The organism is Pseudomonas sp. GW821-FHT11D10 (assembly GCF_058808435.1).
In genome coordinates this window covers 134,198-154,366 of record NZ_JBXARR010000003.1, presented here as the reverse complement: position 1 = coordinate 154,366, position 20,169 = coordinate 134,198, and the positions used below count along the sequence as shown (strand labels likewise).

Below are 20,169 nucleotides of genomic sequence, written 5' to 3'. Positions count from 1 at the left end.
TTGTGGGGAATTTATGCAAGGCAAGAACAGTTCTGGACACGGTTTGGCACTCAACGAACAGTTGACCGTTGTGCTGATATCTCACGAACGCCCGGCGTTTTTGCGCAGGGCCGTGCGTTTCTACAGCACCCTGCCGTGCAGGATCCTGGTGCTGGATTCTTCGGCCGAGGCACAACCGGACATGCTCGGGCAGTTTGCCAACGTCGACTACCAGCACTTGCCGCAGTACGGCTACTGGGGCATCCGCGCCAAGCTGGCCTACGGTGTCGAGCAGTTGCAGACGCCGTACATGGTGTTTGCGGCGGACGATGACTTCCTCGTGCACGATGCCTTGCATGAAGCCGTGGCCTTCATGAATGCCAACCCCGATTACAGCCTGTGCCATGGTTACAGCATGATGTACCTGTCGCTGGCCAACAGCGTCAGCTACTACCGTCGCGACAAGAAGGTCTGTGAGGACTACTCGGCCGATCTCGCCCAGGATCGCCTGATCGACTACATGTATCAGTACCTGCCGCCGTTCTATGCCGTGCAACGTACGGAGATTCTGCGCGACTGGTATGCGGCCATGCCGCAAGACACGATCTTCCAGTGGCAGGAAGTCGGTCACACCTACTACATGCTGGCGCGGGGCAAGGCGCGGATTCTGCCGATCCCGTACGTGGTGCGTGAGCTCAACTATCAGCACTCCGACCATAACACCGAGATTTATCACTCGCTGGCCTACACCGACGCCAGGCACGTCGCCGAACGCGAAGCCTTTGCCGGTTTCCTTGCCGGGTTGCCGACCCAGGTCAAACATCAGGATCCGGTGCAGGGCAAACAGTTCGTGCTGGACAGCTTCGAAGCACTGGCCGACAGCCTGCGCGCCGGTCGCGCGTTGACTGCCGAGCTGGTATTCGAGTCGGCCTGGACCGATATCGAGGCGGGCCCACAGCGCCGTTTCGGCCCGAAACAGTACGTCGAGATGCCGTTCTACAATCAGGCGTTCTTCGATCAATTGACCCAGTTCGAATTCCTGCTGCACTCGATGCCGGCAGGACGCCTGCAGTTGCAAGGCCTGGAAGGCATCTGGGCGCGTCAGCAGAACCTGATGCTGGCCCGCAACAACGACACCCCGGAAAGCGTTGTCGATCGTTTGTGGCAGGCCCACGACAGCAACGTGTTCAACCGCCAGGTCATCAGTCGCCTGATTGACCAGCTGCAATCGATGGGCGAGGAAGAAGACGCGCAAAAACTGCGCGACTGGACTGCGCGCCTGCAAGCGGCATCGCTCATGGGCAACGAGCAGGCCTTCGGCAAGATGCTGACTGGCCGCTTGCTCGAGTGGCTCGCGGCACGTCAACCGGATGCCGGGCAGGCCGAGGCGATTTCTCGTCATCTGGCGGCCCATGACGGCGGTCCGCAGTTCGGCATTTTCCTGCTCGACCTGGACAACGACATCGGCAAGTTGCAGACCACACTGGACAGCCTGCTCGAAGGTCACAGCAAGGCCTTCAAGGTGGTGGTGTTCACCACCGGCGAACCGCCGGCCGCGACTACTGCGCAAAACACCTTGCACTTTGTCCGGGTCTCGCCGAGCAACTTCGTCGACAAGCTGAACCTGAGCGTCAATCAGTCGCCGTGCGACTGGCTGTTGCTGGCCGAGGCGGGGGACGAGTTCACCGCCGGCGGTCTGCTGCGTGCCGGTCTGGAACTGCAATCGGCCGACGGCTGCCGCGCGGTGGCCACCGATGAAATCCAGCGCACCGCCGATGGCGCACTGGTGGATGTCTTCCGTCCGGGCTTCAACCTCGATCTGCTGCAAAGTCTGCCGGCCCTCATGGCGCGGCATTGGCTGATTCGCCGTGACGTGCTGATCGAGGCGGGCGGTTACCAGGCCGACTTCAGCAAGGCGCTGGAATTCGACCTGTTGCTGCGCATCATCGAACAAGGTGGCCTGGATGGTCTGGCTCACCTCGACGAACCACTGTTGATTGCCAGGGCTTCGGTGCTGGAAGAGAACGCCGATGAGCGTCAGGCGCTGCTGCGTCATCTGGGCAATCGTGGCTACAAGGCAAAAATCACCTCGTCGAAACCGGGCACTTATCAGGTCGACTACCGTCACGGCGAACAGCCATTGGTGTCGGTCATCGTGCCGGCAATCGATGATCTTCCTGCGCTGCAGCGTTGCATTGAAGGCGTACTGCTGCGAACCCGCTACACCCGCTATGAAGTGTTGATCGCCGCAGGTTCCAATCTGTCCGCCGCCGTCAATGACTGGCTGGGCACACTGCAGCACGCCAAGGTGCGGGTCCTGCATGCCGATCAGCCACTCGGTGCCGTGGCGCTGAGCAACGCCGCCAGCCAGCAGGCTCAGGGCGAATACCTGGTGCTGATGGCCGCAGACAGCGAAGTGGTCAATCCGAACTGGATCGAGTCTCTGCTTAACCATGCCCAGCGTCCGGAAGTCGGCGTGGTCGGTGCGAAACTGGTGGACCGCGATGGCAAGATCGCTCAGGCCGGTCTGATACTGGGTCTGAACGATGGCGTCGGTTCCCCCTTCATCGGTGAGAAGCATGACGCTGACGGCTACATGCAGCGTCTGTCCGTGGAGCAGAACTACTCGGCGGTCTCGGGCGTCTGCCTGATGATCGGCAAGGCACTGTTCAATGCGCTGGAGGGTCTGGACGAAGCGCAGTTTGCCGACGGCTTCAGCGATGTCGACCTGTGCCTGAAGGCGGGTGTAGCCGGTTTGCTCACCGTGTGGACGCCGCTGGTTCAGGTCATCCATTCGGGCGAAGTGCCGCACACGCCACAGGCGCTGCAGGCGCTGCGTGAAAAATGGTGCGGTGCTTTCGCCCGGGATACGGCGTACAACCCGAACCTGAGCCTGAGCGGCAAAGGCTTTGTTCTCAACCAAAGTGCTTCGCTGGACTGGGCGCAGTTGCTCGCCTAAGCCTACGCACAGAGAACGGGATTCAAGACATGTTCAACGGTAAATCGATTTTCATCTCCGGTGGCACCGGCTCGTTCGGGCGCAAGTTCATCGCGCGCCTGCTCGAGCAATACCAGCCCAAGCGTGTGGTGGTGTTCTCCCGGGATGAGCTCAAGCAATACGAAATGCAGCAGACGTTCAACGCGCCGTGCATGCGTTACTTCCTCGGTGACGTGCGCGACGCCGATCGTCTGCGTCAGGCCATGCGCGGCATCGATTACGTGGTGCATGCCGCGGCGTTGAAGCAAGTGCCGGCGGCGGAATACAACCCGACCGAATGCATCCGCACCAACGTCAACGGCGCGGAAAACATCATCGCTGCCGCCATCGACAACGGCGTGAAGAAAGTCGTCGCGCTGTCCACCGACAAGGCCGCGAGCCCGATCAACCTGTACGGCGCCACCAAGTTGCTGTCGGACAAGTTGTTCGTCGCGGCCAACAACATCGCCGGCGAACAGCAGACGCGTTTTGCCGTGGTGCGCTACGGCAACGTCGCCGGTTCACGCGGGTCAGTGGTGCCGTTCTTCAGCAAACTGATCGCCGACGGCGCGACAGAGCTGCCGATCACTGACGAGCGCATGACCCGCTTCTGGATCACCCTCGATCACGGCGTGCAATTCGTGCTCGACAGCTTTGCGCGGATGCACGGCGGCGAAGTGTTCGTGCCGAAGATCCCGTCGATTCGCGTGGTCGATCTCGCGCGGGGAATGGCCGAGCACCTGCCGCACAAGAACGTCGGCATTCGTCCGGGCGAAAAGCTGCACGAGTTGATGGTGCCGCTGGACGATGCGCGGATGACTCTGGAGTTCGCCGATCACTACACCATCCAGCCGTCGATTCGTTTCACCAGCGTCGACGTGGATTTCTCCGAGGACAAACTCGGTGAGCGTGGCGTGCCGGTCGGCGAAGATTTCGAGTACCGCTCCGACACCAACCCGCACTTCCTTTCGGTGGGGCAGATCGCCGACCTGCACGCGAAGCTGTCGGTATGATTCCCTACGGTCGGCAAAGCCTCGACCAGACGGACATCGACGCGGTTGTCGAGGTGTTGCAGTCCGACTGGTTGACCCAGGGGCCGACCATCGAGCGCTTCGAACAGGCGATGGCCGAGCGTTGTCAGGCCGACTTCGCCGTGGCGGTGTGCAACGCCACGGCGGCGCTGCACATTGCCTGCCTGGCGGCGGGGCTCGGCGCGGGCGACCGTTTGTGGACCACGCCGAACACCTTTCTTGCGTCGGCCAACTGCGGCCGTTATTGCGGTGCCGATGTTGACTTCGTGGACATCGACCCTCTGACCTGGAACCTCGATGCTGAAGTTCTGGCGAGCAAACTCGATGCCGCCGAGCGCGACGGCAGCTTGCCCAAAGTGCTGGTGGCGGTGGCGTTCTCCGGGCAGAGCTGCGACATGCGGCGAATTGCCGAACTGGCCGAGCGCTACAACTTCACGGTGATTGAAGACGCTTCCCACGCGGTCGGCGCAAGCTATGCCGGGCGTCCGGTGGGCTGCGGTGAATTTGCCGCGATGACCGTGTTCAGCTTCCACCCGGTGAAGATCATCACCAGCGGTGAAGGCGGCATGGTGCTGACCAATCGCCCGGAGCTGGCCGAGCGCCTGCAACGCCTGCGCAGCCACGGCATGACCCGCGATCCGCAGCAGATGACCGAACCCAGCCACGGCCCGTGGTATTACCAGCAGGTCGAGCTGGGTTTCAATTACCGGATCACAGACTTGCAAGCCGCGCTGGGCCTGTCACAGCTGGGCAAACTGGACGAGTTCATCGCCCGTCGCCGGGCGCTGGCCGCGCGTTACGACCGTCTGCTGGCGTACTTGCCGGTCACCGTGCCGAGCCTCCAGCCGGACGCCGAATCGGCCTGGCATCTTTATGTGGTGCGTTTGCAGACCGAGCGCATCAGCCTCAGCCACCGTCAGGTGTTCGAAGGCTTGCGTGCCGCCGGCATCGGCGTGAACCTGCACTACATTCCGGTGCATTTGCAGCCGTACTATCGTGACCTGGGTTTCGCCGAGGGTGACTTCCCCGAAGCCGAGCGTTATTACGCCGAAGCGATCAGCCTGCCGCTGTTCCCGTTGCTGAGCGATCAGCAGCAGGACTTCGTGGTCGAGCAATTGCGTCGGTTGACCGAATGATTGCCGCCGCGGCGGTGGATGGAAAACGGTAATGCGTGATCTGAGCGAGCAGGAACAATTCTGGCAGGGCGAATTCGGCAACCAGTACGTTGACCGCAACGTCGGCCAGCCACTGGTGGCGGCCAATCTGGCGTTGTTCGCCAAGGCGCTGACCCGGGCCGGGCGGATCGACAGCCTGCTGGAACTGGGCACCAACGCCGGCAACAACTTGCAGGCGCTGCGTCAGTTGCTACCGCGTTGCGAGCTGTGCGGCGTCGAAATCAATGCCAGTGCCTGCGCCCAGGCGCGTGCGCTGGAGATTGCGAATATCTGGCACGGCTCGCTGTTCGACTTTCCCCGTGAGCGCCAATACGACCTGACCCTGAGCAAAGGCGTGCTGATTCATCTGGCACCGGAGCTGTTGGCGACGGCGTATGCGCAGTTGTATGAGTTGAGTTCGCGCTACATCCTGATCGCCGAGTACTACAATCCCTCGCCGGTGGAAGTGTTCTATCGCGGCAACAGCGGCAAGCTGTTCAAGCGCGACTTCGCCGGGGAAATGCTCGATCGCTATCCTGATCTGCAACTGCTGGACTACGGCTTCGGTTATCACCGCGATCCGCAGTTTCCGGTGGACGACATCACCTGGTTCCTGCTGGAAAAACGTCCTTGAACAACGTCGCAATCATCCCGGCCCGCGGGGGCAGCAAACGCATCCCGCGCAAGAATCTCAAGCCGTTCGACGGTGTGCCGATGATTGTCCGTTCGATTCGTACGGCCCTCGATTCAGGGTTGTTCGAGCAGGTCGTGGTCAGCACCGACGACGCAGAGATCGCAGACGTGGCGCGGGCCAACGGTGCTCACGTGCCGTTCATGCGTCCGGCGGAGCTGGCTGATGATTTCACCGGCACTGCAGCGGTGATCGTGCATGCCTTGCAGCAACTGCCAGCCTTCGATTACGCCTGCTGTGTGTACGCCACGGCGCCGCTGTTGCAGGCGCGGTTTCTGCGTCAGGGCTTTGAATTGCTGGCGCAGCATCCGGACAAGTCCTTTGCTTTTTCAGTCACCGATTTCGGCTTTCCAGTGCAGCGCGCGTTGACCCTCGACGGGCAGGGCGCGCTGACGGCGTTGTACCCCGAATTTCGCAATACCCGTTCGCAGGATCTGCCGGCTGCCTTTCAGGATGCCGGTCAGTTCTATTGGGGCCGCCGCGAGGCGTGGCTGGGTGGCGAGGTGCTGTATTCGCCGGCCAGTCTGCCGGTGATTCTGCCGCGGCATCTGGTGCAGGACATCGATACCGCCGAAGACTGGACGCGCGCCGAGTACCTTTATGCGGCACTCAAGGCCGGCGGGGAATTGCAATGAGAGTGCTGATTCGCGCCGACGCCTCGCCGACCATCGGCAGTGGCCACATCGCCCGGTGCCTGACGTTGGCGCGAGTACTGCGCACGCAGGGCAGTCACGTCGCGTTCGCCTGTCGTCGTTTGCCGGGGCATCGGCTTGATGCGTTACAGAGCGAAGGCTTCGAGACCTTCGCGTTGCCGGATCGCTATGCCGATGAAGACCCGGAACAGGCCATTGAATCGATGCTGCCGTGGCAGGCGGATATCGATGCGCTGGCGGCGCAGCTGGAAGGGCAGCCCGGATTTGACTGGGTGATCGCCGACCATTACGGCCTCGACCATCACTGGCAGACCGCTGCCCGTCGATTTGCACCACGGATTGCCGCCGTCGATGATCTGGCGACCCGAAGCTACAGCGTGGACCTGTTGCTCAATCAGAACCTCTCCGGGCTCAGCGAGAACTATCAGCCGCTGTTGCCGGCCGGTTGCCGAACGCTGCTCGGTCCACGCTTCGCCATGCTGCGTGAAGAGTTCAGTGGCCCGGCCATCGAGATCAAACCGGTGGCGCGTCGGGTGCTGGTGAATTTCGGCGGCTTCGATGCGGCGCGCCAGACTCATCACGCGATGCTGGCGCTGGCGGATTTTTCGGCGCTTGAAGTGGATTTCGTCGCCGGTGCCGACAACCCGGCCTGGGCAGAGATGCAGGCGCTGGTCGAAACGCGGCCGCACTGGCGCCTGCACAGTTTCGTCAGCGATTTTCATCGGCGCATGACCGAGGCCGACCTGTTTATCGGCGCCGGCGGCGGCACCAGTTGGGAGCGCGCGGCCCTGGGCCTGCCGACGATCTGCATCGCGGTGTCGAACAACCAGCAGGCCAACGGCGAGGTGATGGCGGCGGCCGGGGCGCATGTGTTCATGGGCGCGCGAGAGCAGGTCAGTGTCGAGCAACTGCGCGATGCCATCGGCTTTGTCGTGGGCAACTTTTATCTGCGCCAGAGCCTGGCCGAGCGTTCGCGGCAACTGGTCGACGGGCGCGGCGCGTTGCGGGTGGCGGCGGCACTGGCCGGCGCGGTGCTCAAGTTGCGTCTGGCGACGCAGGATGACGCGCAGTTGCTGTTCGACGGACGCAATGCCGAGGTGGTGCGCCGCTGGTCGCTGGACAGCGGGGCAATCGATTGGTCGCAACATGTGAACTGGCTGGACGCGAGCCTGCGCAATCCTCAGCGGCTGCTGCTGGTGGCCGAGGCAGATGATGGCCCGGTCGGTGTCCTGCGCTACGATTTGCGCGGCTTTGAGGCGGAGGTTTCGCTGTATCTGCTCGAGGGGCGTTTCGGCCTCGGCTGGGGCAGGGCGCTGCTGGCGCAGGGTGAGGCATTCGTGGCTGGGCACTGGCCGCAAATGACCGCCATTACCGCCCAGGTGTTGCCGGCCAATCGACCCTCGATGAATGTTTTTCGTGACGCCGGGTTCACTCAGAGTTCCTGCGCGTTCACCAAGGTTTTGAAGGAATCCCGTCAATGAGCAGTTTCAAGATCGGCAACCGCCGGATCGGTGCCGATGCGCCGCCGTTCATCATCGCTGAAATGAGCGGCAACCATAACCAGTCGCTGGACGTCGCCTTGCAGATTGTCGAAGCGGCGGCCAAGGCCGGCGCCCATGCCTTGAAGCTGCAAACCTACACCGCCGAAACCATGACCCTGGATCTGGCGGAAGGCGAGTTCTTCATCAAGGATCCGAACAGTCTGTGGGCCGGTACTTCGCTCTACGACCTGTATGAAAAGGCCCACACGCCCTGGGAATGGCATGCGCCGATCTTCGCCCGGGCCAGGGAATTGGGCATGCTCGCGTTTTCGACGCCGTTCGACGACAGCGCCGTGGACTTCCTTGAAAGCCTCGATGTGCCGGCCTACAAGATCGCCAGTTTCGAAAACACCGATCTGCCGTTGGTCCGCCGTGTCGCGGCGACCGGCAAACCGTTGATCATTTCCACCGGCATGGCCAGCATCGCCGAACTCGACGAAACCGTGCGCGCTGCCCGTGAGGCCGGGTGCAAGGATCTGGTGCTGCTCAAATGCACCAGCACCTATCCGGCGACCCCGATCAACAGCAACGTGCGCACGATCCCGCATCTGCGTGAGCTGTTTGGCTGCGAGGTCGGTCTGTCAGACCATTCGATGGGCGTCGGCGTGTCTGTGGCGGCCGTTGCACTTGGCGCGACGGTGGTGGAAAAACACTTCACCCTCGACCGATCAGCCGGTGGGGTGGACGCCAGTTTCTCGCTGGAACCGGGGGAACTGGCCAGCCTGGTGGTCGAAACCGAACGCGCCTGGCAGGCCATGGGCCAGGTGCATTACGGCGTGACCGAGGCTGAGCAGAAGTCGCTGGTTTACCGCCGGTCGCTGTACGTCACGGCCGATATGGCGGCCGGTGAACCCTTCTCGGCGGCCAACCTGCGCGCCATTCGTCCCGGTCTCGGTCTGCCGCCCAAGCACACCGATGCCGTCCTCGGGCGCCGTGCGCGCCAGGCGATCAAACGCGGTACGCCGCTGGACTGGTCATTGGTCGAATGACCCAATCTGGCACCGATTCGGCAAAATAGCGTGACCTGCGAGTCATAACGCGCATCTTCACTGTATTGTAATGACCGGGGAGATGGCGCCTGGCCCGTTTTCGGTTCCAGTGATAGCCCTTTGCGCTCCCCGTGGCTGCCCGTTGTGGCGGCCGTTTTCTGTTTGTCGGCGCCCCTCGAATCCTTGCGAGCGGTGGTATTGGGCTGTTTATTATTGGGAAGCCGTAATGATTGGCATAAAAAGCATTGCGAGCTACGTTCCTGTAGCCGGCGTGGATAACTACGCACAAGGTGCAAAATTCGAGAAGGATGAAGAGTTCATCCTTGGCAAGATCGGTTCGGCCTTCCTGCCGCGCAAAGACGCGGAACAGGAAACCTCCGATCTGTGCGTTGAAGCGGCCAATGCGTTGTTTGCCAGCAATCCGGATCTGAAACGCGAGTCCATCGACGCACTGATCGTCGTCACCCAGAACGGTGATGAAGAGGGCTTGCCGCACACCGCTGCCATCGTTCAGGACAAGCTTGGCCTGCCAACCAACGTGGCCGCGTTCGACATTTCCCTGGGCTGCTCCGGTTACGTCTACGGCATCTACGCGATCAAAGGCTTCATGGAAGCTGCCGGCCTGAAGAACGGCCTGCTGATCACCGCTGACCCGTATTCGAAGATCGTTGATCCGGAAGACCGCAACACCACCATGCTGTTTGGCGATGCTGCCACCGCGACCTGGATGGGTGAAGACCCGGTGTGGGCGCTGGGCAAGGCCAAGTTCGGCACCGACGGTTCCGGCGCGCCGCACCTGAAAGTCACCGATGGCGTGTTCTTCATGAACGGGCGTCAGGTGTTCAACTTCGCGCTGCTCAAGGTGCCGGCGCACCTGCACGAACTGCTCGACGATTCCGGCCTCAAGGCCGATGACATCGATGCCTTCTGCATTCACCAGGGCAGTGCGGCGATTGTCGATGCCGTGGCGCGGCGCTTCGAAGGCGAGCCGGAGAAGTTCATCAAGGACATGGTCGAGACCGGCAACACCGTGTCGTCCAGTGTGCCGCTGCTGCTGGAAAAACACGTGATGGATTCCGACTGGAATCGCATTGCGATCAGTGGTTTCGGCGTCGGTCTGTCGTGGGGTTCGGCGATTATTTATCGTCCTTGAATCCGCTAAGAACGACGGATACAAAAATAGCGTTCAAGGGTTAACCTTGAACGCTATTTTTTTGCCTGACGGGAGCGCGAGGCGCCATGAGTGAGTTTTTCCAGGCCAATGCTGAGGTCATCGAGCGACGCTGGCCGGCGCTGTTCGCACGATTGCTGAACGAAGACGGTTCGGTGATCGAGGCCGAGCTGACGCAAGGGCTGGGCTCGACGTTGAGCATTGGCGGCATTCAGCTCACCAGCCGGCATGACCGTGTCCGCGAAGCGCAGATTCAGGCCGCCAGCCTGCCGGCGGACAAGTCGCAACTGCATGTCTACGGCACCGGCCTCGGGGATTTGCCCACGGTGCTGCTGGAACGCACCGGGCTCGAGCGGCTGTATGTGCACATCCTCAACGGCGCGCTGTTCGCGCTGGTGCTGCAATTGATCGATCAGCGTGAGTGGCTGCAGGATTCTCGGGTTGAGTTGTTGTACGCCGGCGACCTGTCCGACATCTGCACGCCGTTCTTCGCATTGCCTGCCGAGATGTTGCTGGCTGATGACTTCAACGCGAAGATCCGCGATCGGCTGGTCAGCGAAGTACACCTGAGCTTCAACAACCGTGAATTCGATCCGCAGTCACCGTTCATACAGCAGCGTCTGCAGGACTGCTTGCCGGTATTGCTCGCTGACGATGATGTGGCAACGTTGTTCGGCACCTGCACCGGTCGGGACATTTATGTGATCGGCACCGGGCCGACGCTGGAGCAGCATTTCGAGCGTCTGGCCGCCATTCGCGGACGGGCCGAGCGTCCGTTGTTCATTTGTGTCGATACCGCGTACCGGCCGCTGCGCGAGCACGGGATCGTGCCCGACTATGTGGTGAGCATCGATCAACGCATCAGCTTCCGGCATCTGCCTTTTGAAGAGTCCGACGGCATTCCGCTGGTGTATCTGCCCATGAGTGACCCTGAGGTGCTGAGGGCCTGGAAGGGCAAGCGTTATGGCGGCTACTCGGTCAGTCCGGTCTATGCGGCATTGCGTGAGCAGCACCCGCGGGCGTTGTTGCATGTGGGCGGCAGCGTGATTCACCCGGCCGTGGACCTGGCGGTGAAGATGGGCGCTGCACGCATCACCCTGTTCGGCGTCGATTTTGCCTTCCCGATGAACAAGACCCATGCCGGCTGGAATGATGGTGATCTGGGGCCTTCGGTGAATCAGGCGCGGCACTGGGTACGAGACGGGTATGGCCAGCGCGTCAGTACCCAGCTCAATTTTCGCGGTTATCTGTGCGTGCTTGAGCGATACATCGCCAGTCAGCCGCAGGTGGCGTTTTTCAACAGTAGCCGCGCGGGCGCGCAGATTGCCGGTACAGCGTTCGATCAGGAGTTTGTGCAATGACTGCGCTGCAAGGCTGGGTAGATGAATGCCACCAGTGCGCCGGGCTGTTCCGCCTGGGGCGTGATGTCGAGGCCGCGTTGACCATGGTCGATGTGTTCGAGGGCGCTCAGCAGTCATTGCTGTCGGCGGGCACGCAGGCGCAGCAGGTCTGGGCGCAGTTGCTCACGCAAATGCTCGAGTGCCAGGAGCGTCAGGACTGGTTGGGACTTGCCGATTTCATGGAGTACGAGTTGATTCAATTACTGGAGGAACCGCCCGCCTGAAGCAGGTCGAAGGCGCTGGCCCGCAGGTTTGCGCCACGGACGGTTTTATGACGTCATTTTTTCGAAGGTAAAGTGCTGCTAAGTCTTTGTTTTCTAGGGGGTGGCAGGTTGATGGCAAATTTTTTCAAAAAAGCCCTCAAGCAACCTGCAAACCCGACGATAACTATTACGAAGGTTCTCTAGGCCATACCCGGCGGTTGCCAGGGCCGGAAGCCGCAGTACCCAACCAACGAGGAATTCGTCATGGCTTTAACAGTAAACACCAACACCACGTCGTTGAACGTTCAGAAAAACCTGAACCGCGCTTCCGACGCTCTGTCGACTTCGATGCAGCGCCTGTCTTCCGGCCTGAAAATCAACAGCGCTAAAGACGACGCCGCTGGCCTGCAGATCGCTACCCGTATGTCCTCGCAGATCCGTGGTAACACTCAGGCGATCCAGAACGCCAACGACGGTATCTCCGTTGCTCAGACCGCTGAAGGCGCTCTGCAAGCTTCGACCGACATCCTGCAGCGTATGCGTGAACTGGCTGTTAAAGCTCGTAACGGTACCAACGGCACTGCTGACCAGACCGCAACCAACGCTGAATTCGCTCAGATGTCTGACGAAATCACCCGTATCTCGGCTGCTACCAACCTGAACGGCAAAAACCTGCTGGACGGTTCGGCTGGTACTGTAACTCTGCAAGTTGGCGCCAACACTGGCTCCGCCAACCACATCGACCTGGTACTGAGCGGCAAGTTCGACGCTGCAAGCCTGTCGGTAGGTAGCGGTACTGTTGTTCTGACCGGTGCTACTTCCGCAGCCGCCGCTTCGAACATCGACAACGCGATCACTGCAATCGACGCTGCAATTGCGAACATCAACGCCACCCGCGCTGCTCTGGGTGCTTCGCAAAACCGTCTGACCAGCACCATCTCCAACCTGCAGAACATCACCGAGAACACCACTGCTGCACAAGGTCGCGTACAAGATACCGACTTCGCCGCAGAGACTGCTAACCTGACCAAGCAGCAAACCCTGCAACAGGCTTCGACCTCTGTTCTGGCTCAAGCCAACCAACTGCCTTCCGCTGTACTGAAGCTGCTTCAGTAATTTCGGAATGAGTTTTGGCGGGGGAGTGCGCTTGCGTGCTCTCTCGCTTTTTACGTTATGAGGTGATGAGCATGGACATGAGCGTCAAGCTTAACGTGTCTTATCCGGCTCCCAAGCCAGCCAATACCGTTACCGACAAACCGTCGGAAACCAAGCCTCAGACCGTTGAAGCTGTTCCTGCCTCGAAAAAGAGCCAGGAAACAGATGAAACCAAGCTGAAGTTGGCGGTGCAGGAGATCGAGAAGTTCGTTCAGTCGATCAAGCGCAATCTGGAGTTCTCGATCGACGAGCATTCCGGAAAGGTCATCGTCAAGGTGATCGCGAGCGAGACGGGCGAGGTCGTACGACAGATCCCTTCCGCAGAAGCGCTCAAGCTGGCAGACAGCCTTGCCAACGCGAGTCACGTGTTGTTCGACGCCAAAGTCTGATAGCTGGCATGAATAGTGTTTGAAGTTCTTTAGACGCAGGTAGTGGTCAAAAGACTGGCAACAACCCAAGGGAGATGCACATGGCAAGTCCAATTTTACCGGGTTCGGGCCTGGGTTCCGGCCTGGACATCGGTGCAATCGTTACTGCGCTGGTCAACGCCGACAAGTCGCCGAAGCAGACGCAGATCGATAACGCGACAAAAACCAACACGCTGAAGATTTCCGGTATTGGCTCGTTGAAGAGTGCGCTGACCGCATTTCAGACGACGATGACCAACCTGGGCAGCAAGACCAGTCCTGCGTTTGCCGGTTATACCGCGACTTCGGGCACGCCTGCGGTTTTGGGTGTGACTTCGGATAACACCGCCGTTTCCGGTACTTACAGTGTTGTTGTGAATAAGCTGGCCACCGGCTCGAAAGTAGCCAGTGCATCCTTCGCCGGCGGTGCGGCCAGTGCCATTCCGAGTGGTACCCTGAAAATCAGTCAGAATGGCACTGATTACAATGTCACGATCCCGGCCAACGCGACCTTGCAGAGCACTCGTGACGCAATCAACACGGCTCAGGGCGTCAATGGTATTTCTGCCAACATCGTGACTGACAGCACTGGTGCTTCGCGCCTGGTGATCAGCTCCAGCAAAACGGGTGCGGGTACTGACCTGAGTGTCAGTGGCATTGCCGGTCTGGAAATTGACGGTACCCAGCAGTTGGGTGCGACTCCGGCGCCTGGCGCGGCCGGTTCCGTCAATGGTCTTGCACAGGATGCACAGCTGACCATCGACGGTCTTTCGGTGAGCAGCAAAAGCAACACGGTAACCGGAGCCATCAGCGGTTTGACGATGAACCTGCTGACGGTCCCTGCTACGCCGGGTACGCCAGTCACGGTCACTGTCGACACCAACACCAAAGGCTTGCAGACGTCGGTTCAGGCCTTCGTCGACGCCTTCAACACCTTGAAGAGCACCATCGATACCTTGTCCAAGGCGACGCCGGACGAAGATGGCAAGCTGACCGTTCAGGCGGCCTTCACTGGTGACTCCCTGCCGCGTTCTCTGATTGCCGATATCCGTGCTCAGCTGACTGAGGGCGGCGCAGGCGATACGTTGAAATACCTGTCGCAAATGGGCGTTATGACCGACCGGCTCACCGGCAACCTGACCCTCGACACGACGGCGTTCAACAAGGCGATGGCCACGCCGGGCATGACCGGTCAAGTTCAGAAGATGTTCACCGGCACTGACGACAATAACGGTCTGCTGGCGCGGATGAAAAAGGCGGTGGATCCGTATCTCAAGCCATCGGCTGACGGCAAGACGACCAACGGTCTGCTTGATCAGCGCATGACGATCCTGAACAACAACACCCGCAATATTACTTCCCAGCAGCTGGCGCTGGATCTGCGTGTGGCCAACCTGACCAAGACGTTGACTGCCAAGTACAACGCCATGGACTTGCTGGTGGGGCAAATGAAAGCGACGGCGAGCAATATCACGTCGTTCTTCGCCTCGCTCAACGCGCAGCAATCCGCGAAGTAACATGCAAGAGCGACAAAAACCCGGCTACGCTTTCGAGCGTGTGCCGGGTTTTTGTCTTTTGGTCTAAAGTTTTCTGGCTTGCGGGCGATACACTGCTCATACGAGTCATAGTTGCAAATGAGGTAGAACATGAATCCGATGTTGGCCCTTCGGCAATACCAGAAAGTCGGCGCTCAGGCCCAGACGTCCGAAGCGAGTCCCCACCGTCTGGTGCAAATGCTGATGGAAGGTGGTCTGGACCGTATCGCTCAGGCAAAGGGTGCCATCGAGCGCAAGGACATTGCCGGCAAGTGCACGGCGATCAGCAAGGCTATCGGCATCGTCAGCGGCTTGCGTGAAGGTCTGGATCTGGAAAAGTCCGCCGATACGCTGGCTGATCTGGACGGTCTTTATATCTACATGATGAAGCGTCTCGCCGAGGCGAACATCGACAGCGATCCACGCATCCTTGATGAGGTCGCCGGCTTGCTGAGCACTGTCAAGGAAGGCTGGGACGCAATCGCGCCTGCGCCTGCTCCGCAGTTCTGAGGGGATCATCATGAGTCTTGTATTGCAGCGAATCGAAGAAACCCGAGTAGCGCTGGTCGGTGCCCTGGCCGAGCGCAACTGGGAAGCCATCGGTCAATTGGATCTCGATTGCCGTTCCTGCATGGAAGATGTCTTGAGTGAGGCTTCGCTTGATGAAGTGGCGTTGCGCGATAATCTTGAGGAGTTGCTGCATGTCTACAAGCAGCTTCTTGAAGTGGCGATGGGTGAGCGTCAGGCGATAGTCGACGAGATGTCGCAGATCACCCAAGCGCAGAACGCGGCAAAGGTTTACCATCTGTTTGGTTAATTAACCCTCAGTTAATCCAGACATGTGCGCCATAAATTTGACTGTGCACGGTTTTTTGACTTAACTAGTGGCTGTTTTCAGATTTCAGGCGTCTACAGGCACAAGGTGTCCTGCAAGCGTCTCGCTTGCCCCTCATTTTGGGCATTGAGTTGACTAGGGAAGTTGCTATTGCATGTGGCGTGAAACCAAAATTCTGCTGATCGATGACGATAGCGTCCGCCGCCGCGACCTGGCGGTGATCTTAAATTTTCTTGGCGAAGAAAATTTACCCTGCGGAAGCCATGACTGGCAGCAGGCAGTCGGCTCTTTGTCGTCTAGTCGTGAGGTCATTTGCGTACTGATCGGGACGGTCAATGCTCCTGGTTCGCTTTTGGGCCTGTTAAAGACACTCTCGACCTGGGATGAGTTCCTTCCGGTTTTGCTGATGGGCGATAATTCTTCGGTGGACCTGCCTGAAGACCAGCGCCGCCGGGTACTTTCGACCCTCGAAATGCCGCCGAGCTACAGCAAACTTCTGGATTCCCTGCACCGTGCCCAGGTCTATCGCGAGATGTACGATCAGGCCCGCGAGCGCGGCCGTCATCGCGAACCCAACCTGTTCCGCAGCCTCGTCGGCACCAGCCGTGCGATTCAGCACGTGCGTCAGATGATGCAGCAAGTGGCCGACACCGACGCCAGCGTGTTGATCCTCGGCGAGTCCGGGACCGGCAAGGAAGTGGTTGCGCGCAACCTGCATTACCATTCCAAGCGTCGCGACGCGCCGTTCGTACCGGTCAACTGCGGGGCGATCCCGGCCGAGTTGCTGGAAAGCGAACTGTTCGGCCACGAGAAGGGTGCCTTCACCGGCGCGATCACCAGCCGTGCCGGCCGTTTCGAGCTGGCCAACGGCGGTACGCTGTTCCTCGACGAAATTGGCGATATGCCGCTGCCGATGCAGGTCAAGCTGCTGCGCGTGCTGCAGGAGCGCACCTTCGAGCGCGTGGGCAGCAACAAGACCCAGAGCGTCGACGTGCGCATCATCGCCGCGACCCACAAGAATCTCGAAAGCATGATCGAGATCGGCACCTTCCGCGAAGACCTCTACTATCGCCTGAACGTGTTCCCGATCGAGATGGCGCCGCTGCGTGAGCGCGTCGAAGACATTCCGCTGCTGATGAACGAGCTGATCTCGCGCATGGAGCACGAGAAGCGCGGTTCGATCCGCTTCAACTCCGCCGCGATCATGTCCCTGTGCCGCCACGGCTGGCCGGGCAACGTCCGCGAGCTGGCCAACCTGGTGGAGCGCATGGCGATCATGCATCCGTACGGGGTGATCGGCGTGGTCGAGTTGCCGAAGAAATTCCGCTACGTCGACGACGAAGACGAGCAAATGGTCGACAGCCTGCGCAGCGATCTGGAAGAGCGCGTGGCGATCAACGGCCATACGCCGGACTTCACCGCCAACGCCATGCTGCCGCCGGAAGGTCTCGACCTGAAGGACTACCTCGGTGGTCTGGAGCAGGGGCTGATCCAGCAGGCGCTGGACGACGCCAATGGCATCGTGGCCCGCGCCGCCGAACGCCTGCGCATTCGCCGCACCACGCTGGTGGAGAAGATGCGCAAGTACGGCATGAGCCGTCGTGAAGGTGATGAACAGGCGGATGATTGACGCCTGTTTTTCAACTGCTTCATTTATAAGCGGTTTTTTTTAGGCACGGGTATTGCTACATCCCTCGCAACGTTCCGTTTAACTGACGGTCAGCCAAGCGAGAGAGCACAATGCCCCAAGCCTCCCAGATGTCTTCTGTTCCCGAGTCCTCGGGGCAACTGCCGTCCGTAGAGCAGGCGAGCCGCCAGGGGCTTGAGCAGGCATTCGCCCTGTTCAACCAGATGTCCAGCCAGTTGACCGACTCCTACAGCATGCTCGAAGCGCGGGTCACCGAGCTCAAGGGCGAGCTGGCCGTAGTCAGTGCCCAGCGCATGCAGGAACTGGCGGAAAAAGAACGCCTGGCCAACCGCCTGCAAAACCTCCTCGATCTGTTGCCCGGTGGCGTGATCGTCATCGACGGTCACGGCATTGTGTGCGAGGCCAATCCTGCCGCCATCGAATTGCTCGGCCTGCCACTGGAAGGCGAACTGTGGCGTCATGTCATTGCCCGTTGCTTCGCGCCCCGTGAAGACGACGGCCACGAAATTTCCTTGAAAAACGGTCGACGCCTGTCGATTGCCACCCGCTCGCTGGATGCCGAGCCTGGGCAGTTGGTGCTGCTCAACGACCTGACTGAAACCCGTCACTTGCAGGATCAACTGGCGCGCCACGAGCGACTGTCGTCCCTGGGGCGGATGGTCGCTTCGCTCGCTCATCAGATCCGCACGCCATTGTCCGCCGCCTTGCTGTACGCCAGTCATTTGACCGAGCAGGAATTGCCGGTCGCCACCCAGCAGCGTTTTGCCGGGCGCCTCAAGGAGCGTCTGCACGAGCTGGAGCATCAGGTGCGCGACATGCTGGTGTTCGCTCGCGGCGAGCTGCCACTGACCGACCGTGTCACACCGAATGCCTTGATGCAGTCGTTGCAGGCCGCGGCGCTGACTCATGTGCAGGATCTGCCGATCCGCTGGCAGTGCGACAGCCATGCCGGCGAGTTGCTGTGCAATCGCGACACGCTGGTCGGGGCGCTGCTCAATCTGATTGAAAACGCCATTCAGGCGAGTACCGGCGAGGTGCGTCTGAAGGTGCATTGCTATACCCGCGAAAACACTCTGCGTTTGTGTGTCAGTGACAGTGGCAGCGGGATTGATGCGGCGGTGCTGGCGCGGCTGGGCGAGCCGTTTTTCACCACCAAAGTCACCGGGACCGGCCTGGGCCTGACCGTGGTCAAGGCCGTGGCACGTGCGCATCAGGGAGAATTGCAGCTGCGTTCGCGGGTCGGGCGCGGTACGTGCGCGCAGGTCATCCTGCCGTTGTTTTCTGCTGTACAGGGAGCTGAGTGAAGGTCATGGGCATCAAGGTTCTGCTGGTCGAGGATGACCGCTCGTTGCGCGAAGCGCTGGCCGATACGCTGTTGCTGGCCGGTCACGATTATCACGCGGTGGGTTCGGCCGAAGAGGCGCTGAACGCCGTCGAGCGCGAAGCGTTCAGTCTGGTGGTCAGCGACGTCAACATGCCGGGCATGGACGGCCATCAACTGCTCGGCCTGCTGCGCGCGCGGCAACCGCAATTGCCGGTGCTGCTGATGACTGCCCATGGCGCGGTCGAGCGCGCGGTCGATGCGATGCGCCAGGGCGCGGCGGATTATCTGGTCAAGCCGTTCGAGCCCAAGGCTCTGCTGGATCTGGTGGCGCGCCACGCCTTGGGCAGCCTTGGCGCCAGTGACGCCGAAGGGCCGGTCGCGGTGGAGCCGGCCAGTGCGCAGTTGCTGGATCTGGCGGCGCGGGTCGCACGCAGCGATTCCACCGTGCTGATTTCCGGCGAGTCCGGCACCGGCAAGGAAGTGCTGGCGCGCTACATCCACCAGCAATCCCATCGTGCCAGTCAGCCGTTCATTGCGATCAACTGTGCGGCGATCCCGGACAACATGCTCGAAGCCACCCTGTTCGGTCACGAAAAGGGCTCGTTCACCGGCGCCATCGCGGCCCAGGCCGGCAAGTTCGAACAGGCGGACGGCGGCACCATTCTGCTCGATGAAATTTCCGAAATGCCCCTCGGCCTGCAAGCCAAGCTGTTGCGGGTGTTGCAGGAGCGGGAAGTGGAGCGGGTCGGCGCCCGCAAGCCGATCACCCTTGATATCCGCGTGGTCGCGACCACCAACCGTGATCTGGCCGGTGAAGTGGCGGCGGGGCGGTTCCGTGAAGACCTCTATTATCGTCTGTCGGTATTTCCGCTGGCCTGGCGTCCGTTGCGCGAGCGCACCGCCGATATCCTGCCGCTGGCCGAGCGTCTGTTGGCCAAACACGTCAATAAAATGAAGCACGCGATGGCGAAGTTCTCGCCCGAGGCGCAAGCGTGCCTGATCGGTTATCCGTGGCCGGGCAACGTGCGCGAGCTGGATAACGCGGTTCAGCGCGCTTTGATTCTGCAGCAGGGCGGGTTGATCCAGCCGCAGGATTTCTGTCTCTCCGGGCCTGCGCTGTTTGCGCCATTGCCGGCGGTGGTGCCGGTTGCGCCGGTCATTCGTGAAGTCGAGATCGAGGCGGATTCGGCCGGTGCGCTGGGCGATGACCTGCGTCGCCGCGAGTTCCAGATGATCATCGACACCCTGCGTACCGAGCGTGGTCGCCGCAAGGAAGCCGCCGAAAAACTCGGCATCAGCCCGCGCACCCTGCGTTACAAACTGGCGCAAATGCGCGATGCGGGCATGGATGTCGAAGGCTATCTGTTCGCGACCTGACGGGTGGCGCAAACGTTTGAAACGGCTTTTCTGAAAGCGGTGCCCATGAGCTGGCACCGTTGTTGCTAACACCTGAGTACCCGCCGAGTGAGTGTCAAA

At 60.7% G+C, this 20,169-nt stretch carries 18 protein-coding genes; all 18 read left to right on the top strand.

Annotation, left to right across the window (positions count from 1 at the left end):
* Window positions 1-13: 13 nt before the first annotated feature.
* The 18 genes from AC1RT4_RS10885 (at window position 14) to AC1RT4_RS10800 (ending at window position 20,070) form a co-directional block, all read left to right on the top strand.
* The gene (locus AC1RT4_RS10885; RefSeq protein ID WP_493085350.1) at window positions 14-2,938 is read left to right on the top strand and encodes a glycosyltransferase family 2 protein; all 2,925 of its coding nucleotides are present in this window, start codon (window positions 14-16) and stop codon (window positions 2,936-2,938) included.
* 29 nt (window positions 2,939-2,967) lie between these two features.
* Window positions 2,968-3,969 (top strand): UDP-N-acetylglucosamine 4,6-dehydratase (inverting), encoded by a 1,002-nt coding sequence (gene pseB / locus AC1RT4_RS10880; RefSeq protein WP_129973390.1) that lies wholly within the window; start codon window positions 2,968-2,970, stop codon window positions 3,967-3,969.
* Window positions 3,966-5,123, top strand: a complete 1,158-nt coding sequence (gene pseC / locus AC1RT4_RS10875; protein WP_493085349.1) for a UDP-4-amino-4,6-dideoxy-N-acetyl-beta-L-altrosamine transaminase — start codon at window positions 3,966-3,968, stop codon at window positions 5,121-5,123. The genes pseB and pseC overlap by 4 nt, the downstream gene beginning before the upstream one ends.
* A 31-nt stretch (window positions 5,124-5,154) precedes the next feature.
* On the top strand, window positions 5,155-5,775 hold the full coding sequence (locus AC1RT4_RS10870; protein ID WP_493085348.1) for a pseudaminic acid biosynthesis-associated methylase: 621 nt from the start codon (window positions 5,155-5,157) through the stop codon (window positions 5,773-5,775).
* On the top strand, window positions 5,772-6,467 hold the full coding sequence (pseF, locus tag AC1RT4_RS10865) for a pseudaminic acid cytidylyltransferase (protein WP_493085347.1): 696 nt from the start codon (window positions 5,772-5,774) through the stop codon (window positions 6,465-6,467). Before AC1RT4_RS10870 ends, pseF begins: the two co-directional genes overlap by 4 nt.
* Window positions 6,464-7,966: a UDP-2,4-diacetamido-2,4,6-trideoxy-beta-L-altropyranose hydrolase gene (pseG, locus tag AC1RT4_RS10860; RefSeq protein WP_493085346.1), complete on the top strand. Its 1,503-nt coding sequence runs from the start codon at window positions 6,464-6,466 to the stop codon at window positions 7,964-7,966. The genes pseF and pseG overlap by 4 nt, the downstream gene beginning before the upstream one ends.
* A complete protein-coding gene (gene pseI, locus AC1RT4_RS10855) occupies window positions 7,963-9,015 on the top strand; it encodes a pseudaminic acid synthase (protein WP_493085345.1) in 1,053 nt (350 codons plus the stop codon). The genes pseG and pseI overlap by 4 nt, the downstream gene beginning before the upstream one ends.
* A gap of 226 nt (window positions 9,016-9,241) precedes the next feature.
* A complete protein-coding gene (locus tag AC1RT4_RS10850; RefSeq protein WP_011333038.1) occupies window positions 9,242-10,168 on the top strand; it encodes a ketoacyl-ACP synthase III in 927 nt (308 codons plus the stop codon).
* Between the two features lie 86 nt (window positions 10,169-10,254).
* The gene (locus tag AC1RT4_RS10845; RefSeq protein WP_493085344.1) at window positions 10,255-11,547 is read left to right on the top strand and encodes a motility associated factor glycosyltransferase family protein; all 1,293 of its coding nucleotides are present in this window, start codon (window positions 10,255-10,257) and stop codon (window positions 11,545-11,547) included.
* Window positions 11,544-11,810 carry a hypothetical protein gene (locus AC1RT4_RS10840; protein ID WP_493085343.1) on the top strand — a complete coding sequence of 89 codons (267 nt, stop codon included), beginning with the start codon at window positions 11,544-11,546 and terminating at the stop codon, window positions 11,808-11,810. The genes AC1RT4_RS10845 and AC1RT4_RS10840 overlap by 4 nt, the downstream gene beginning before the upstream one ends.
* Window positions 11,811-12,053: 243 nt before the next feature.
* Window positions 12,054-12,905 carry a flagellin domain-containing protein gene (locus tag AC1RT4_RS10835; protein WP_011333041.1) on the top strand — a complete coding sequence of 284 codons (852 nt, stop codon included), beginning with the start codon at window positions 12,054-12,056 and terminating at the stop codon, window positions 12,903-12,905.
* A 71-nt stretch (window positions 12,906-12,976) separates the two neighbouring features.
* Window positions 12,977-13,333, top strand: coding sequence for a flagellar protein FlaG (locus tag AC1RT4_RS10830; RefSeq protein WP_493085342.1), 357 nt, complete (start codon window positions 12,977-12,979; stop codon window positions 13,331-13,333).
* 80 nt (window positions 13,334-13,413) lie between these two features.
* On the top strand, window positions 13,414-14,868 hold the full coding sequence (gene fliD / locus AC1RT4_RS10825; protein WP_493085690.1) for a flagellar filament capping protein FliD: 1,455 nt from the start codon (window positions 13,414-13,416) through the stop codon (window positions 14,866-14,868).
* Between the two features lie 129 nt (window positions 14,869-14,997).
* Window positions 14,998-15,396 (top strand): flagellar export chaperone FliS, encoded by a 399-nt coding sequence (gene fliS, locus AC1RT4_RS10820; RefSeq protein ID WP_493085341.1) that lies wholly within the window; start codon window positions 14,998-15,000, stop codon window positions 15,394-15,396.
* A gap of 10 nt (window positions 15,397-15,406) precedes the next feature.
* Window positions 15,407-15,703, top strand: a complete 297-nt coding sequence (gene fliT / locus AC1RT4_RS10815; protein WP_011333045.1) for a flagellar protein FliT — start codon at window positions 15,407-15,409, stop codon at window positions 15,701-15,703.
* Window positions 15,704-15,875: 172 nt separating this feature from the next.
* Window positions 15,876-17,351, top strand: coding sequence for a sigma-54 dependent transcriptional regulator (locus tag AC1RT4_RS10810; protein WP_493085340.1), 1,476 nt, complete (start codon window positions 15,876-15,878; stop codon window positions 17,349-17,351).
* A gap of 110 nt (window positions 17,352-17,461) precedes the next feature.
* On the top strand, window positions 17,462-18,673 hold the full coding sequence (locus tag AC1RT4_RS10805) for a sensor histidine kinase (RefSeq protein ID WP_493085339.1): 1,212 nt from the start codon (window positions 17,462-17,464) through the stop codon (window positions 18,671-18,673).
* Between the two features lie 5 nt (window positions 18,674-18,678).
* Window positions 18,679-20,070: a sigma-54-dependent transcriptional regulator gene (locus tag AC1RT4_RS10800; RefSeq protein ID WP_007958294.1), complete on the top strand. Its 1,392-nt coding sequence runs from the start codon at window positions 18,679-18,681 to the stop codon at window positions 20,068-20,070.
* Window positions 20,071-20,169: the final 99 nt, after the last annotated feature.